The 14,434-nt window shown below is 52.9% G+C and carries 11 protein-coding genes and 1 tRNA gene; 6 read left to right on the top strand and 6 right to left on the bottom strand.

Translation table 11 applies throughout. The annotated features are described in order from the left end of the window. Window positions 1-5: 5 nt before the first annotated feature. Entirely contained in the window at window positions 6-1,703 is a 1,698-nt protein-coding gene (locus HV355_RS04650) for a sensor histidine kinase (protein ID WP_126816123.1), read from the bottom strand. A gap of 387 nt (window positions 1,704-2,090) precedes the next feature. On the opposite strand from HV355_RS04650, the gene alaC reads away from it, so the two are divergent. Then, on the top strand, window positions 2,091-3,326 hold the full coding sequence (gene alaC, locus HV355_RS04645; protein WP_108416665.1) for an alanine transaminase: 1,236 nt from the start codon (window positions 2,091-2,093) through the stop codon (window positions 3,324-3,326). 56 nt (window positions 3,327-3,382) lie between these two features. Here alaC and ypdK read toward each other — a convergent pair whose 3' ends face one another. Both ypdK and lpxP read right to left on the bottom strand, forming a co-directional pair. Further along, window positions 3,383-3,454 carry a membrane protein YpdK gene (gene ypdK / locus HV355_RS24435; protein ID WP_099458937.1) on the bottom strand — a complete coding sequence of 24 codons (72 nt, stop codon included), beginning with the start codon at window positions 3,452-3,454 and terminating at the stop codon, window positions 3,383-3,385. A gap of 357 nt (window positions 3,455-3,811) precedes the next feature. Next, window positions 3,812-4,729 carry a kdo(2)-lipid IV(A) palmitoleoyltransferase gene (gene lpxP, locus HV355_RS04635; RefSeq protein ID WP_010433190.1) on the bottom strand — a complete coding sequence of 306 codons (918 nt, stop codon included), beginning with the start codon at window positions 4,727-4,729 and terminating at the stop codon, window positions 3,812-3,814. A 269-nt stretch (window positions 4,730-4,998) separates the two neighbouring features. On the opposite strand from lpxP, the gene HV355_RS04630 reads away from it, so the two are divergent. Next, window positions 4,999-6,378, top strand: a complete 1,380-nt coding sequence (locus HV355_RS04630; RefSeq protein ID WP_182401051.1) for a diguanylate cyclase — start codon at window positions 4,999-5,001, stop codon at window positions 6,376-6,378. Window positions 6,379-6,404: 26 nt separating this feature from the next. Here HV355_RS04630 and HV355_RS04625 read toward each other — a convergent pair. Together HV355_RS04625 and HV355_RS04620 are read right to left on the bottom strand one after the other, a co-directional pair. After that, a tRNA-Arg gene (locus tag HV355_RS04625) sits at window positions 6,405-6,476 on the bottom strand. Between the two features lie 75 nt (window positions 6,477-6,551). Beyond that, the gene (locus HV355_RS04620; protein ID WP_100165808.1) at window positions 6,552-7,481 is read right to left on the bottom strand and encodes a formate/nitrite transporter family protein; all 930 of its coding nucleotides are present in this window, start codon (window positions 7,479-7,481) and stop codon (window positions 6,552-6,554) included. A gap of 315 nt (window positions 7,482-7,796) precedes the next feature. Here HV355_RS04620 and mlaA point away from each other — a divergent pair, with 315 nt between their 5' ends. Beyond that, on the top strand, window positions 7,797-8,549 hold the full coding sequence (gene mlaA / locus HV355_RS04615) for a phospholipid-binding lipoprotein MlaA (protein WP_010433199.1): 753 nt from the start codon (window positions 7,797-7,799) through the stop codon (window positions 8,547-8,549). Window positions 8,550-8,593: 44 nt separating this feature from the next. Here the strand turns inward: mlaA and fadL are convergent, their stop codons facing one another. Further along, complete coding sequence (fadL, locus tag HV355_RS04610) at window positions 8,594-9,877, bottom strand: long-chain fatty acid transporter FadL (RefSeq protein WP_120157765.1); 1,284 nt, start codon at window positions 9,875-9,877, stop codon at window positions 8,594-8,596. A 372-nt stretch (window positions 9,878-10,249) separates the two neighbouring features. Here fadL and HV355_RS04605 point away from each other — a divergent pair, with 372 nt between their 5' ends. The 3 genes from HV355_RS04605 to fadJ all read left to right on the top strand — a co-directional run bounded on the left by HV355_RS04605 (window position 10,250) and on the right by fadJ (window position 14,237). Further along, complete coding sequence (locus tag HV355_RS04605) at window positions 10,250-10,534, top strand: YfcZ/YiiS family protein (RefSeq protein ID WP_126544333.1); 285 nt, start codon at window positions 10,250-10,252, stop codon at window positions 10,532-10,534. Between the two features lie 245 nt (window positions 10,535-10,779). Further along, entirely contained in the window at window positions 10,780-12,090 is a 1,311-nt protein-coding gene (fadI, locus tag HV355_RS04600) for an acetyl-CoA C-acyltransferase FadI (RefSeq protein ID WP_182401049.1), read from the top strand. After that, complete coding sequence (gene fadJ / locus HV355_RS04595) at window positions 12,090-14,237, top strand: fatty acid oxidation complex subunit alpha FadJ (RefSeq protein ID WP_182401047.1); 2,148 nt, start codon at window positions 12,090-12,092, stop codon at window positions 14,235-14,237. The genes fadI and fadJ overlap by 1 nt, the downstream gene beginning before the upstream one ends. The last annotated feature ends 197 nt before the right edge of the window (window positions 14,238-14,434 follow it).

The following is a 14,434-nucleotide window of genomic DNA, read 5'->3' as shown; positions in this document are numbered from 1 at the left end:
CCGGCCTATGGCATCAGGGATATCGGTGCATGAACGGGGGTGCGTTCATTCGGCACGTAAAACGCGATTTCTGTGCCCGGCTCCAGGCGATGAATGTGCAGCCCGTCGCCGTACAGCAGTTTGACCCGGTGGTGGACATTCAAAAGGCCAATCTTATTGCCCGGCATTTCGTTGGATTCCACGCGTTCAATAACCTTTGGGTCGATACCGTGGCCGGTATCGCGCACCGCAATGCGCACGCGATTCCCGCTCTCGGTCACGCTAATGGTCACTACGCCTTTGCCTTTGCACGGCTGAATTCCGTGGACAATGGCGTTTTCCACCAGCGGCTGGATCAGCAGGCTTGGGATCACGCAGTTGACCTCTTCATCAATATCGTAAATGACGGTGAGCTTATCGCCAAAGCGGGCCTGCTCGATCGCGATGTAATCTTTGATCTGATAAAGCTCTTTTTTGATGTCGATCTGCTCGTCATCTTTCAATTCAATGTTGTAGCGCAGATAGCGTGACAGGTTGAAAATCAGCTGGCGGGCGGTGTCCGGATTAAGGCGAATGGAAGATGAGATGGCGTTCAGCGCGTTAAACAGGAAATGAGGATTAATTTTACTTTGCAGCGCGCGTAGCTCTGCCTTATTTGCCATTTCGCGCAACTGCTCCGCGCGCGAGACTTCCAGCTGAGTTGAGATGATTTGCGACAGACCAATCGCCATTTCCTGTAATGAAGAGGTGATCTGGTGCGCATGGCAATAGTAAATCTTCAGCGTGCCCGTGACGACACCTTTCTCCCACAATGGGATCACCAGCATGGAGTGTATTTCGGGCGTCCTGTGGGCTTCATCATTGTTTTTGATGATGATTTTACCGTAGTTGATCGCCTGTCGGGTGGTTGGGCTGATGGTGTCGTCGTTGTCACGATAGTTGTGCTCCCCGACGCCCACGTAGGCCAGCACGTGGTCGATATTGGTGATGGCGACGGCATCGGCGTGAATATCACGACGGATGATATCGCAGACCTGGCGTAAAGACTCAACGTTAACGTGGCGGAACAGCGGCAGCGTTTTGTTGGCAATATCGAGTGCCAGCTTGGCCTGACGTGCGGCGCTGGCCTCTTTTTCTCCTTCCACACTCTGCACCAGCAGGACAATAAAGCCTATGCAGACGCTGCCGAGGATCATCGGAATACCGATTTTCGAAACAATATCCAGCCCAAGAGCGGTCGTGGGTGCCCACACCACAACCAAAATCATGGTCAAGGTTTCACACACCATGCCCGCGATGATCCCGGCGCGCCAGTGCTGCTTTTTGGGGAATTTGCGGTTAATCCAGCCGGACAGTATCCCGGCGATAATGCTGGTAATAAAGCACGGAATAGCCGTCACGCCGCCGATATCAATCAAATAGCGGTGTGTGCCGGCAATCAATCCAGTGATCACCCCAACCCAGGGGCCAAACAGTATCCCGCCTGACATCACGGCGATAATGCGCACGTTGACCAGCGACCCTTCGACAGGTACTCCGGACCAGGTGCTGAAAAGGGCAAACATCGAAAAGATGGCGGTTACGGCCAGCAGCTCTTTTGGCGAATGCGCTGACTTGTGCAGAAGCTCGCGGAACAGGCGAATGCGAATGAGGAAAAACAGACAAATCAGCAGTAGCGCTGCGCGATCAAATACCGCCAGCAGCATATCGAATATTTCGTGCACAAGTGAACCTGGAGAATCGGTAAAGAACCATGATAAAAAACCTGGCGCGTATTGACCAGCTATCCGTCAGGTTTATCAAATGAGGAAAAACCATAGTTTACAAAGGGGATTGTTCGGAAAGTTCTTCAGTCCGGCTGAATTTTTCTGAACGAAGCGCAGCGAGGTAATGGTTATGATAACGTCATGTTAAATAACAGGTATTAAAATACCCTTTTACGTCATCCGCCTTCCGCTTTTAGCGACAGCAGGGTTCCTGTTTTAACGCGATATCTTTTTTTTACTTTCCCTCTCGACAGCATGTTTTTTTTCAGGTTATTTTCTAAGCACGCCACATCGGTGGCAGCGTCGCTCGGACGGTCCGGGCGCTAACGTTAATCTGAGGAATCTATGGCTGAATTCAGTCCTGAACGCCGTTTCACGCGTATCGATCGTCTCCCCCCTTATGTTTTCAATATCACTGCTGAGCTGAAGATGGCTGCGCGTCGGCGCGGCGAAGATATCATCGATTTCAGCATGGGTAACCCTGACGGCCCAACGCCGCCGCATATTGTTGAGAAACTCTGTACAGTTGCCCAGCGCCCGGATACGCATGGTTACTCAACGTCTCGCGGTATTCCTCGATTACGTCGTGCCATTTCCCGCTGGTACCAGGATCGCTACCAGGTGGACATCGATCCTGAAAGTGAAGCCATTGTCACCATTGGCTCGAAAGAAGGGCTGGCACACCTGATGCTGGCGACGCTGGATCACGGTGATACCGTGCTGGTGCCAAACCCCAGCTATCCGATCCATATCTACGGTGCGGTGATTGCTGGCGCGCAGGTTCGCTCTGTGCCGCTGGTGGAAGGCGTAGACTTCTTTAACGAACTGGAACGCGCGATTCGTGAAAGCTACCCGAAACCAAAGATGATGATCCTCGGTTTCCCGTCGAACCCAACGGCCCAGTGCGTTGAGCTCGAATTCTTTGAGAAAGTGGTCGCCCTGGCAAAACGTTACGACGTGCTGGTGGTTCACGATCTCGCCTATGCGGATATTGTCTACGACGGATGGAAGGCGCCTTCCATTATGCAGGTGCCGGGCGCACGCGATGTGGCGGTCGAATTCTTCACGCTGTCGAAAAGTTACAACATGGCGGGTTGGCGCATTGGCTTTATGGTGGGTAACAAGACGCTGGTAAATGCGCTGGCGCGTATTAAGAGTTACCACGACTACGGCACATTTACGCCGCTACAGGTTGCTGCAATTGCTGCGCTCGAAGGCGATCAGCAGTGTGTACAGGATATTGCTGCCCAGTATAAGCGGCGTCGCGATGTGCTGGTGAAAGGCCTGCATGAAGCGGGCTGGATGGTGGAAATGCCGAAGGCGTCCATGTACGTCTGGGCTAAAATTCCTGAGCCCTATGCGGCAATGGGTTCGCTGGAGTTTGCCAAGAAGCTCCTGCAGGATGCGAAGGTGTGCGTCTCGCCGGGCATCGGGTTTGGCGATTATGGCGATACCCACGTGCGGTTTGCGTTGATTGAAAACAGCGACCGCATTCGTCAGGCGGTCAGGGGAATTAAGAGCATGTTCCGGGCTGACGGGCTTCTCTCATCAAAAAATGTGGCTGAACAGCCCGAAACCTGACGACACAAAAAAAACAGGCGCCTTGAGCGCCTGTTTTTTTGACTGCATGTTCTTTACTAGATCATCAGGGCAAAGGTTCCGGCCCAGACTAAAACAATCACCGAAATGCCCATAAAGAAATATTTCACGTTTCATCACTCCGCGTATCTTGTGGTACGCATTCAAAAACAGAGTCCACCTGATTATAGAGAGTTGAAATCGGGCTAAAACGGAAATCGGAATTATCCCGCTACGCCTCAGACTCCACCTCAGAATTCTGCGCTTCCCATTGTCAGACGGCGCTAATGTACGCCTAAAAATAGGGGGTGACAAGTGGGATTTTTCTAAATACTTTCCGACACTTACGAGTGTCGTGGAACGGCGACAGTTTGATTTCAGTACGCAATAAATTCCCGTTGAGCGACGCAGAAAAAAGACGGTTACTCAGGGTAATTACAGGTGATTGAAAAGGTTAGTTTCTTAGCGAAACTAACCTTCTGGAAGGCTTAGATATAGAGAGAGGCTTCGCCCAGCGGACGGGTTTTGAAGCGGCGGTGCATCCACAAATACTGCTCAGGTGCACGCATGATCTCGAACTCGATAACCTTGTTGATAAAGGTCGCGGCTTCACACTCATTTTCCGGGTAATTCGCCATTTCCGGGGAGATGTGCAAGCGATAACCTGATTTATCCGCTTTTCTGACCATCGTTACGGTGAGCATAGCGGCACCAGAAAGGCGTGAAATCACAAAGGTGCCATTGGTCGTAGCAACGTCTTTAACGGCGAAGAAAGGCGCGAAGCTGCTGCCTTTACGGCCATAATCCTGATCGGGTGCAAACCAGACGGCCTCACCTTTTTTCAGCGCACCGACCATGCCGCGCAGATTGTTACGGCTGATCATCGCCTTGTTTGAGCGCATACGGCCGCGAGTCTGAACCCACTCCATCAGCGCGCTGTTGTGCGGACGGTAGGTTGCCATCATCGGCTGGCAAAGCCCCATCACGCGTCCACCGAGTTCGAGGGACATAAAGTGAACTCCGACGACCATCACGCCCCGATTCTGCGCCTGGGCACGCTTCAGGTTATCCAGACCTTCTACATCAAACCATTTACGCACGCGTTCATCAGGCCAGAACCAGGCCATACCGGTTTCCAGCAATGCCATGCCGATAGATTTAAAGTTCTCAGCGATCAGCTTTTCGCGCTGCTGCGCATTGTAGTGCGGGAAGCAAAGTTCAAGATTTTTACGTGCGATAGACTCGCGACGTTTAAGGAAATAGCGCGATGCGCTGCCGAGTCTTGAGCCCAGTATGCGGATCACCGGGTAAGGAAGCTGGACCAGCAACCAAAGTACGCCAAGACCAAACCATGTAAACCAGTAACGCGGGTGCAAGAACGCGCGTTTGAATGAGGATTCAGACAAATTAGAGGAACCTTTGTAAAACCGGTAAAAGTAACGCGCTTAGCGATACCACGTGCCTATTAGACCGTAGTGCAAGGTCATGGTTGCAGGCTTTACCGATCTTTACGGCGTTACCTGGCCATAGCTGACATTGGATGGGCGGCATAATGTAGCACCCTTATATGTTATGTGCTATTACTCGTTTTTGATTAAAAAAGCGGCGATTACGGAGAGGCTTGATTTTGCTATTGTTATAAATGAGCGAAAGTCACTCTTTTGAGGGCGTTACGATGGATACATATCTGCAAACGGTGAAAGATGAGTGGGTGCAACTGATCAATGAAACTGAGCCACACATTCATCAAGTTACCGCCCAACTTGCCAGCGATCATGCCACTGCTCTGATTGCTGAGTTCTATCGTGTTGTTCTGGCCGATCCTATTGTTGCTGAGTTTTTGACCACTGAACAGGTGGAAAGGCAATTGCAGGAAGCGCTGCGTCGGTGGCTGGTTGAGGTTCTCTCCTGTCAGGTTGGGCAGGTTGAGGAGCAGATACGCGCCCAGCAGCGTGCCGCAGATGTGCATGCCCGTATCGGCATCTCTGTCGACCTGGTCGAAATGGGTTTCAGGGTGCTGAAAAAATTGCTGTTACCCATCATTAACGCCACGCCCCATCCCTCTGACGTGAAGCTCAGCGTTTATCACTACGCCATTAACAGTATCGATCTGGCGATGGAGGTGATGTCGCGTGCGTATGTCTTCAGCGAGAACAATGCGGCGAAAGAGGATGAAAACTACCGGATTTTCTCGCTGATGGAGAATGCGGAAGAAGAGAAGGAGCGTCAGACCGCTGCGCTGCTGACCTGGGAAATGACGCTGCTCTATAAGGTGATGTTAGATTCCAGCATAGGCAACAGCCGACCGCTCGGGCAATCAGATTTTGGGCTGTGGTTTAGCCATAAAGGACGTCACTATTTCAGCGGTATTGCCGAAGCAGGGCATATCTCCCGTCTTATTCAGGAGTTTGACGAGGCGTTTAATGAGGTTCGCCAGGCTGACGATGCGCTTCATGACAGGTCACGGCAGGTCAAATTTTTGCGGCAGGTGCGTAACACCCTCTCACAAATCGTTACCCTGCTGCGTGAGCTGTTTGATGAGGTTTCCCGCCATGAGGTGGGAATGGACGTGCTCACCCGACTGCTGAACCGTCGCTTCCTGCCGACCATTTTTAAACGTGAAATCACCCATGCCACCCGCGCCGGTACGCCGCTGTCGGCGCTACTGATCGATGTTGATAAATTCAAGCAAATCAATGATACCTGGGGCCACAATACGGGTGACGAAATCCTGCGAAAAGTGGCGGGTGCGTTTTATGACAACGTTCGCACCTGCGACTACGTATTTCGCTACGGTGGCGATGAGTTTTTAATTGTGCTGACGGAAATCACCGAAGCTGACGCCCTGCGTATTGCAGAACGGATCCGCAAGCGCGTAGAAAAAATTAAGGTTAGCTCCCCGACCGGCGAGACGATCTCTCTTTCCCTTTCAATCGGGGCGGCGATGTTCAATGGGCATCCTGACTACGAACGTCTGATACAGGCAGCGGATGAAGCGCTGTATGGTGCAAAACGACGCGGGCGGAACTGTGTGGAGTTGTGGAAAATGCAGTGATTTTATGAAGTCAGGAAGAACGAAAGTGTCCCCTGCAGGAATCGAACCTGCAACTAGCCCTTAGGAGGGGCTCGTTATATCCATTTAACTAAGGGGACGAGGCGGCACGAGTATAGCGTTATTTACACTTTGCGTTAAGCGCATTGCCGCCTGACTGCTCAAAGAGTCACCATTCAGGCCGATTTTTTTGCCGATTTTTCATTATCTTCCTGCGCCTTGAGCTCGGCCTTACGCTTGTTCGACATATCATTGCGGATTTGCGCATGGCTCAACAGCGCGAAGATAAAGGTCCCGCCGCAAATATTGCCCGCCAGCGTCGGCAGGGCGAACGGCCAGAAGAAATCGCTCCAGTGTAGCGTGCCATTAAAAACCAGATAGAGAATTTCAACGGTACCCACCACGATGTGCGTGGTATCGGCGAGCGCAATCAGCCAGGTCATCAGAATGATCACCACAATTTTTGCGCTGCCTGCCGAGGGGAACATCCACACCATGGTGGCGATGATCCAGCCGGAGATAATCGCATTCGAGAACATCTCTAAGGGCGTGTTTTTCATCACATCCATGCCAATTTTTACAAACGCATCCCGGGTGGGCTCATCAAATATCGGCATATACTCAAAGGCCCAGGCCGCGATGCCTGTACCAATGATATTCCCAAGCAAGACCACGCTCCAGAGCCGCATCAGCAAGCCGAAATTGCCCAGGGTAGGGTTTTGCATCACGGGCAGCACGGCGGTGACGGTGTTTTCAGTAAAGAGCTGCTGGCGCGCCATGATGACGATGATAAAGCCGAAGGTGTAGCCAAGATTTTCCAGTAAAAAGCCACCTGGCACGCCCTCCAGCTGGACATGAAATATGCCTTTGGCCAGCAGTGACGCACCCATCGAGAGACCCGCAGCAATCGCCGACCAGAACAGGGCCATGGCATCGCGTTCCATCTCCTTTTCACCATCCTGGCGTATATGTTCGTGGATCGCCATCGCACGGGAGGGCAGGCGATCTTCGTCAATTTCTATCTTCTCGCCACGCTCTTTTTCCTCACTCTCAATTTCTACGTCCTCATTGTTCTCGCCAATTTTTTCTTCGCCCACTTCTTTCATAACCGCTCCTGGAGGATGAACTTTCTTTAAAGCGTAGCGGCTTTTATCGTGATGCCTGTGGGGATGCTCTTAAATTGGTGGCAATGGCAACAAAGGTGATACATCTCTTTCAAAGACATTATAAAATTGCCAGCGAAACGAATTCCTAAAGCCAGGCTATGCTGAGATCAGAGTGACGGTGGTTACTGCCCGTAATTGTGCTCATAGACATCGGGAAACGTGCTGTTACAATCACTTGCACGTTTTCATACGGAGCGCCAGATGCTCCGTTACGGATGGCAATCAACGATAGCCATACTGAACAGGGAGATAATTATGAAACTTCGGCTGTCGGCGCTTGCGCTGGGCGCGACGATGCTTGTGGGCTGCGCCAGCTCCGGGGAGCAAACGGGACGCTCCGATCCTCTTGAAGGATTTAACCGCTCGATGTACAGCTTCAACTATAACGTGCTGGATCCGTATGTGGTTCGCCCGGTAGCGGTGGCATGGCGCGATTATGTTCCACAACCTGCGCGTAATGGATTAAGCAATTTCACCAGTAACCTGGAAGAGCCTGCGGTGATGGTGAACTATTTCCTGCAAGGTGACCCGTATCAGGGGATGGTGCACTTTACGCGCTTCTTCCTGAACTCCCTGCTGGGTATGGGCGGCTTCATTGATGTCGCTGGCATGGCAAACACAAAACTGCAGCGTGAACAGCCGCACCGTTTCGGCAGCACGCTGGGGCATTACGGTGTAGGTTATGGTCCGTATGTGCATCTGCCGTTCTATGGCAGTTTCACCGTGCGTGATGATGGCGGCGATATGGTGGATACGCTGTATCCTGTGCTGTCATGGCTGACCTGGCCGCTGTCGATTGGTAAGTGGACGGTGGAAGGGATTGAAACGCGTGCGCAACTGCTGGACTCTGACGGTCTGCTGCGCCAGTCTTCCGATCCGTATATCATGGTGCGTGAGGCGTACTTCCAGAACCATGACTTCATCGCCAATGGCGGCAAGCTGAAGCCGGAAGATAATCCGAACGCGAAAGCCATCGAGAACGAACTCAAAGATATCGATTCGGAATAAATAAAAAAGGTGAGCGATGCTCACCTTTTTTGATCCCTGCGCGATTAGAACGCGTAGTTGAAGTTGGTACCGAACAGCCAGGCTTTACCTTCAGAGGTGAACTCGTAAGGGCCTTCCTGGAACGTCACTTTCTGACCGTGCATATAAGAGACGCCAGCGTCAACTGACGCATTCTCGTTGAATGCATAGGTTGCACCAGCACTCAGCCAGAAGCGGTCCTGATCCGGGATGGAGATGGAGCGTTTATCAGCCGGAACCGGGCTATCATCAAACGCGATACCGGTACGGAACGTCCAGTTGTCGTCCATATAGTAGGTTGTACCCAGCGCAATACGGTATGCGTCGTGGAAGCTTTCGTCCTTATAGAACAGCGTCTGACCATTGCTGCCGGTCGCTTTCAACTCTTCGAACTGACTCCAGCTGGTGTATGCCAGGCTATAGTGAATAGCCCACTGTGGTGCGACGCGGTTGTAACCGGAGACTTCCCACATTTCTGGCAGATGCAGTGACAGTGAACCTGGTACGGTCTGGTTTGACGTGCCCCACGGGATGGTGGTGCCTGCACCCGGAACCATGCCGTTTACAGGGCTCAGGATGCCGCTTTTGTAATCGCCATCGAAATCAATTTTCACTTCTGAGCGATAGGTCAGACCCCAGCGGTTATTTTTGTCCAGCTCATACAGAATACCCGCGTTCCAGCCGTAGCCCCACTCATCGCCCTTCAGGCTGGCGATCTTGTTGCTGTTCTTCGGCAGAGCGGCAGTTTGTTCACCGGTATAACGCTCAATTTTGGCATCAGCGTAGACGGCATCAAAGCCCAGGCCGAAGCTCCAGTTGTCATTGAGACGATACGCGCCGCTCAGGTTCAGGTTGAGGGTAGTTAAATCGGTTTTGCCCCCATATTCGCCTGCCGGGTAATTGTTATTGAACTCGGTTGCCAGACCATAGTTAGAGGTGACTGACGCACCCCAACCAAATTGTTCATTAATCGGCGCAACGAAGTGCAGGTTAGGTACCCACGCTGTCGGCGCAATGTTATCCGCTTTCAGGCTCGCGCCGGTGAAAGGCGATTTGCCGGAAATATTGACATCAGGATCGATGTAAACCGCACCAGCAGAGAAGGTCGGACGATCGAACATCATGATAAGCGCAGGGTTACGACTTGCGTTACCTGCGTCATCAGCAATAGCGCCTTCCCCGGAATATGCACGGCCAAGGCCAGAGGAAGAAAATTCGTTTAACTGGAAGCCCGCTGACCAGGCGGACGTTGAGACGATTGCCACTGCGACTGCCAGCGCAGTCTTTTTGAACAGGGTTTTCTGGCTCATGACCATAACCTCATTGAGTTATTTTTATTCAATAATTGTTACATACCGTAACAGGAGCGCGAAGTGTAGGGTCTGAGGTATGACATACAAATCAGACCAGTGGCGTGAGTATAGGTCTGACCAGCTAATATGTTGCAAGTTTGTTTATTAATATTTTCAAACATGTTTCTTGAAACGAGATCTGGTTGGCAAAATTGTGACCAGCGAGACTCCCCCGAAAGGGTGAATTTTGTTTTAGATCATTTTTTAGTGTGATATTGCTCACTTATCCGATTTTGCGTCATTAACGGCTGGAGAGAGCCAACGGCGGGGCGTAAAATATCAGCATCGTGTTTATCTCGCGCTTTGCGCGAATACAGAGGAAATTGAGCTATGAGTAAATGCAGTGCTGATGAAACCCCGGTTTGCTGCTGTATGGATGTTGGCACCATCATGGACAACACCGATTGCACCGCGTCTTACAGCCGTGTATTCACTAGCCGTGCCGAAGCGGAAGAAACCCTGGCCGCGCTGAGTCAACGTGCGCGTGAAGTCGAATCCGATCCGTGCGAAATCAAGTCGACCTTTACCGAAGTGGACGGTGGCGTGAAGCTGGACATCGATTTTGTTTTTGCGTGTGAAGCTGAAACGCTGATTTTCCAGCTGGGCCTGCGTTAATCCTTTTGCCCGGCGGCGCTTCGCTTGCACGGGCCTACGATCGTGTAGGCCGGGTAAGGCAACGCCGCCACCCGGCAACAAAACCGCACAAATGCCTCTGCCATGCAGGGGCATTTTCTTTTTCTTCTCTGTGCCTTAGCTCGCACTTTTTCGTTTCCCCGATTGGCTGAATGTAAAAAAATGGTTAAGACTGTTATCAGGTCAGACCACTTTATATTTGTGTAAAGTTTTTACAGGGGAATGTTATGAGTCAGGCATTACCGCTTATCACCCGACAAGGTGAACGCATTGCCATTGTTAGCGGGCTGCGAACGCCGTTTGCGCGTCAGGCAACCGCCTTTCACGGTATACCGGCCGTCGATCTGGGGAAAATGGTCGTAGGCGAGATGCTGGCTCGCAGCGAAATTCCGCCTGAGGTCATCGAACAGCTGGTCTTCGGCCAGGTCGTGCAGATGCCTGAAGCCCCCAACATTGCACGTGAAATTGTTCTCGGCACGGGAATGAATGTGCACACCGATGCCTACAGCGTCAGTCGCGCCTGCGCGACCAGCTTTCAGGCGGTGGCTAACGTGGCCGAAAGCCTGATGGCGGGGACTATTCGCGCGGGTATCGCGGGCGGGGCGGACTCCTCTTCAGTGCTGCCGATTGGGGTCAGCAAAAAGCTGGCACGTATCCTCGTGGATGCTAACAAGGCTCGCACTACTGGCCAGAAACTTAAACTCTTCTCGCGTTTACGCCTGCGCGATCTGATGCCTGTTCCGCCCGCGGTGGCTGAATATTCAACCGGCCTGCGCATGGGCGATACCGCTGAGCAGATGGCGAAAACATACGGCATCACCCGCGAACAGCAGGATGCCCTGGCGCATCGTTCGCACCAGCTCGCTGCGAAGGCCTGGTCGGAAGGCAAACTTGCCGACGAGGTGATGACGGCTTATATCCCGCCTTTCCGAGAACCTCTGGTGGAAGATAACAATATTCGCGGCACCTCGACGCTGGCGGATTACGCAAAACTGCGCCCGGCGTTTGATCGTAAACATGGCACCGTTACGGCGGCCAACAGTACGCCTCTGACGGACGGTGCTGCGGCCGTGATCCTGATGACCGAATCCCGTGCGAAGGAGCTTGGCATCACCCCGCTGGGTTATTTACGAAGCTATGCGTTTACGGCGATTGATGTCTGGCAGGACATGTTGTTAGGTCCAGCCTGGTCCACGCCGCTGGCGCTGGAGCGCGCGGGGCTGACGCTGGCTGACTTAACCCTGATCGATATGCACGAAGCCTTTGCCGCACAAACCCTGGCAAACATCCAGCTGCTGGCAAGCGAGCGCTTCGCGCGCGATGTACTGGGCCGCGCCCACGCGACCGGCGAAGTGGATCAGAGTAAGTTTAACGTGCTTGGCGGATCCATCGCCTATGGTCATCCCTTTGCCGCCACAGGGGCGAGGATGATCACACAAACATTACATGAACTACGTCGCCGCGGCGGTGGGTTTGGTCTCATTACCGCCTGCGCGGCAGGTGGTCTTGGCGCAGCAATGGTTCTGGAGGCTGAATAATGGACATGCCATCTGCATTCAATCTGACGGTTCGCCTCGATAACGTGGCCGTTATCACTATTGATGTGCCTGATGAAAAGATGAATACCCTGAAGGCCGAATTTGGCGTTCAGGTGCGCGCGATGCTAAAACAGCTCCGCGAAAACAAAGCCATTCGCGGCCTGGTGTTTATCTCGGCCAAGCCGGATAACTTTATTGCCGGGGCTGATATCAACATGATTGCCCGCGCGCAAAGCGCTCAGGAAGCCGAAGAGCTGGCGCGTCAGGGGCAGCAGGTGATGGCTGAGATCCACGCCCTGTCGTTCCCGGTGATTGCTGCCATTCACGGCGCTTGTCTGGGGGGCGGTTTAGAGCTGGCGCTGGCCTGCCATAGCCGCATTTGTACCGATGATGCAAAAACGGTGTTAGGCCTGCCGGAAGTGCAGTTAGGCCTGTTACCTGGCTCGGGTGGAACGCAGCGTTTACCGCGTCTGGTGGGGGTGAGTACCGCGCTGGAGATGATCTTAACCGGCAAGCAGCTGCGCGCCCGTCAGGCGCTGAAAGTGGGACTGGTCGATGAAGTGGTTGCCCACTCGATTTTGCTGGAGGCCGCCGTTGAGTTGGCCCTGAAAGGGCGTCAGGCAAAACGTCCTCTGCCTGTGCGTGAGCGCGTGCTGGCAGGGCCACTGGGGCGCGCGCTCCTGTTCAGCATGGTAAGCAAAAAGACCGAGCAAAAAACCAAAGGCAACTACCCGGCGGCGAAGCGTATTCTTGAAGTGATTGAAACCGGCTTGTCACAGGGCAGCAGCAGCGGTTATGCCGCCGAGGCAAAAGCCTTTGGTGAACTGGCGATGACGCCGCAGTCTCAGGCGCTGCGCAGCATCTTCTTTGCCAGCACTGACGTCAAAAAAGATCCGGGAAGCGAAGCTGAGCCTGCGCCGCTGCGCGCCATTGGCGTGCTGGGGGGCGGGCTGATGGGCGGTGGAATTGCGTTTGTCACTGCCAGCAAAGGCAAATTGCCGGTGCGTATCAAAGACATTAATCCTAAGGGAATCAACCACGCGCTTCAGTACAGCTGGCAGAACCTTGATCAGAAGGTTAAACGCCGCCATATCAAAGCAAGCGAGCGCGATAAAACACTCGCGATGATCACTGGCACCACGGACTACCGCGGTTTTGCACATCGCGATCTGGTGATAGAAGCCGTGTTTGAAGATCTGGCGCTCAAGCAGCAAATGGTGGCAGACGTTGAACAGCATTGCGCCCCGCATACCATCTTTGCTTCAAACACCTCGTCATTGCCGATTGGCGACATCGCGGCGAAAGCCGCACGACCGGAGCAGGTGATTGGTCTGCACTTCTTTAGCCCGGTTGAAAAAATGCCGCTGGTGGAGGTTATTCCACACGCGACCACCAGTCCGCAAACCGTTGCCACGGTGGTCAAGCTCGCGAAAAAGCAGGGCAAAACGCCGATTGTCGTGGCAGATAAAGCAGGCTTCTACGTCAATCGCATTCTGGCTCCCTACATTAATGAAGCAATGCGGTTGCTGACGGAAGGGGAGAAGATTGAGCACGTCGATGAGGCGCTGGTGAAGTTTGGTTTCCCTGTCGGTCCAATCCAACTTTTGGATGAGGTAGGAATAGATACCGGCACTAAAATTATACCTGTACTGGAGGCTGCTTACGGAGACCGTTTTAGCCCCCCTGCAAACATTGTTTCTGCAATTTTGAAGGACGATCGCAAAGGCAGAAAAAATGAACGCGGTTTCTATCTTTACGGGGCAAAAGGGCGTAAAAGCAAGAAACAGGTCGACCCTGCGGTTTATGGGCTTTTTTCTGTTACCGGTCAGGGAAAACTGTCGTCAGCGCAGTGTGCTGAGCGTTGTGTGATGATGATGCTCAACGAAGCGGCGCGCTGTTTCGGCGAACAGGTGATCAAAAGCGCACGCGATGGTGACATCGGTGCCGTATTTGGTATTGGTTTCCCGCCGTTCCTTGGCGGCCCGTTCCGGTATATGGACACCCTCGGGGCGGGTGAAGTGGTTGCAATTCTGCAACGTCTGGCTTCGCAATATGGTCCACGGTTTACACCCTGTGACGAATTATTGCAGATGGCGGAACGGGGCCAGACATTTTGGCCTGCAAGGGAAACTGTCCTCGTAAGCTGAGGTCAAAGAAGGGTAAATCCTTCGGTGAAGAGACCTGTTTTGGCGAATTTGTAAACAGAGATTGACTATACTTACGCCATTGAGGTAAAAAACAGCGTTTCATTCACCGAATGGATCAGGCACAATGCCCGGCCATCGGGTTTTCTACCTCCCAGCTTTAATCGCGGGTAGTCAACGCCGGTGATTCTGGTTAACAA

The sequence above is a fragment of the Enterobacter sp. RHBSTW-01064 genome, from assembly GCF_014103035.1.
Lineage (GTDB): Bacteria > Pseudomonadota > Gammaproteobacteria > Enterobacterales > Enterobacteriaceae > Enterobacter > Enterobacter mori.
The sequence above is the reverse complement of the archived record's forward strand: the minus strand, read 5'-3'. Positions and strand labels throughout refer to the sequence as shown.

What these genes read in the sequence shown, in the direction of transcription:
- alaC (WP_108416665.1), top strand. Translation starts at nt 2,091, where the DNA reads ATGGCTGAATTCAGTCCTGAACGCCGTTTCACGCGTATCGATCGTCTC.
- HV355_RS04630 (WP_182401051.1), top strand. Translation starts at nt 4,999, where the DNA reads ATGGATACATATCTGCAAACGGTGAAAGATGAGTGGGTGCAACTGATC.
- HV355_RS04620 (WP_100165808.1), bottom strand. Translation starts at nt 7,481, where the DNA reads ATGAAAGAAGTGGGCGAAGAAAAAATTGGCGAGAACAATGAGGACGTA.
- mlaA (WP_010433199.1), top strand. Translation starts at nt 7,797, where the DNA reads ATGAAACTTCGGCTGTCGGCGCTTGCGCTGGGCGCGACGATGCTTGTG.
- fadL (WP_120157765.1), bottom strand. Translation starts at nt 9,877, where the DNA reads ATGAGCCAGAAAACCCTGTTCAAAAAGACTGCGCTGGCAGTCGCAGTG.
- HV355_RS04605 (WP_126544333.1), top strand. Translation starts at nt 10,250, where the DNA reads ATGAGTAAATGCAGTGCTGATGAAACCCCGGTTTGCTGCTGTATGGAT.
- fadI (WP_182401049.1), top strand. Translation starts at nt 10,780, where the DNA reads ATGAGTCAGGCATTACCGCTTATCACCCGACAAGGTGAACGCATTGCC.
- fadJ (WP_182401047.1), top strand. Translation starts at nt 12,090, where the DNA reads ATGGACATGCCATCTGCATTCAATCTGACGGTTCGCCTCGATAACGTG.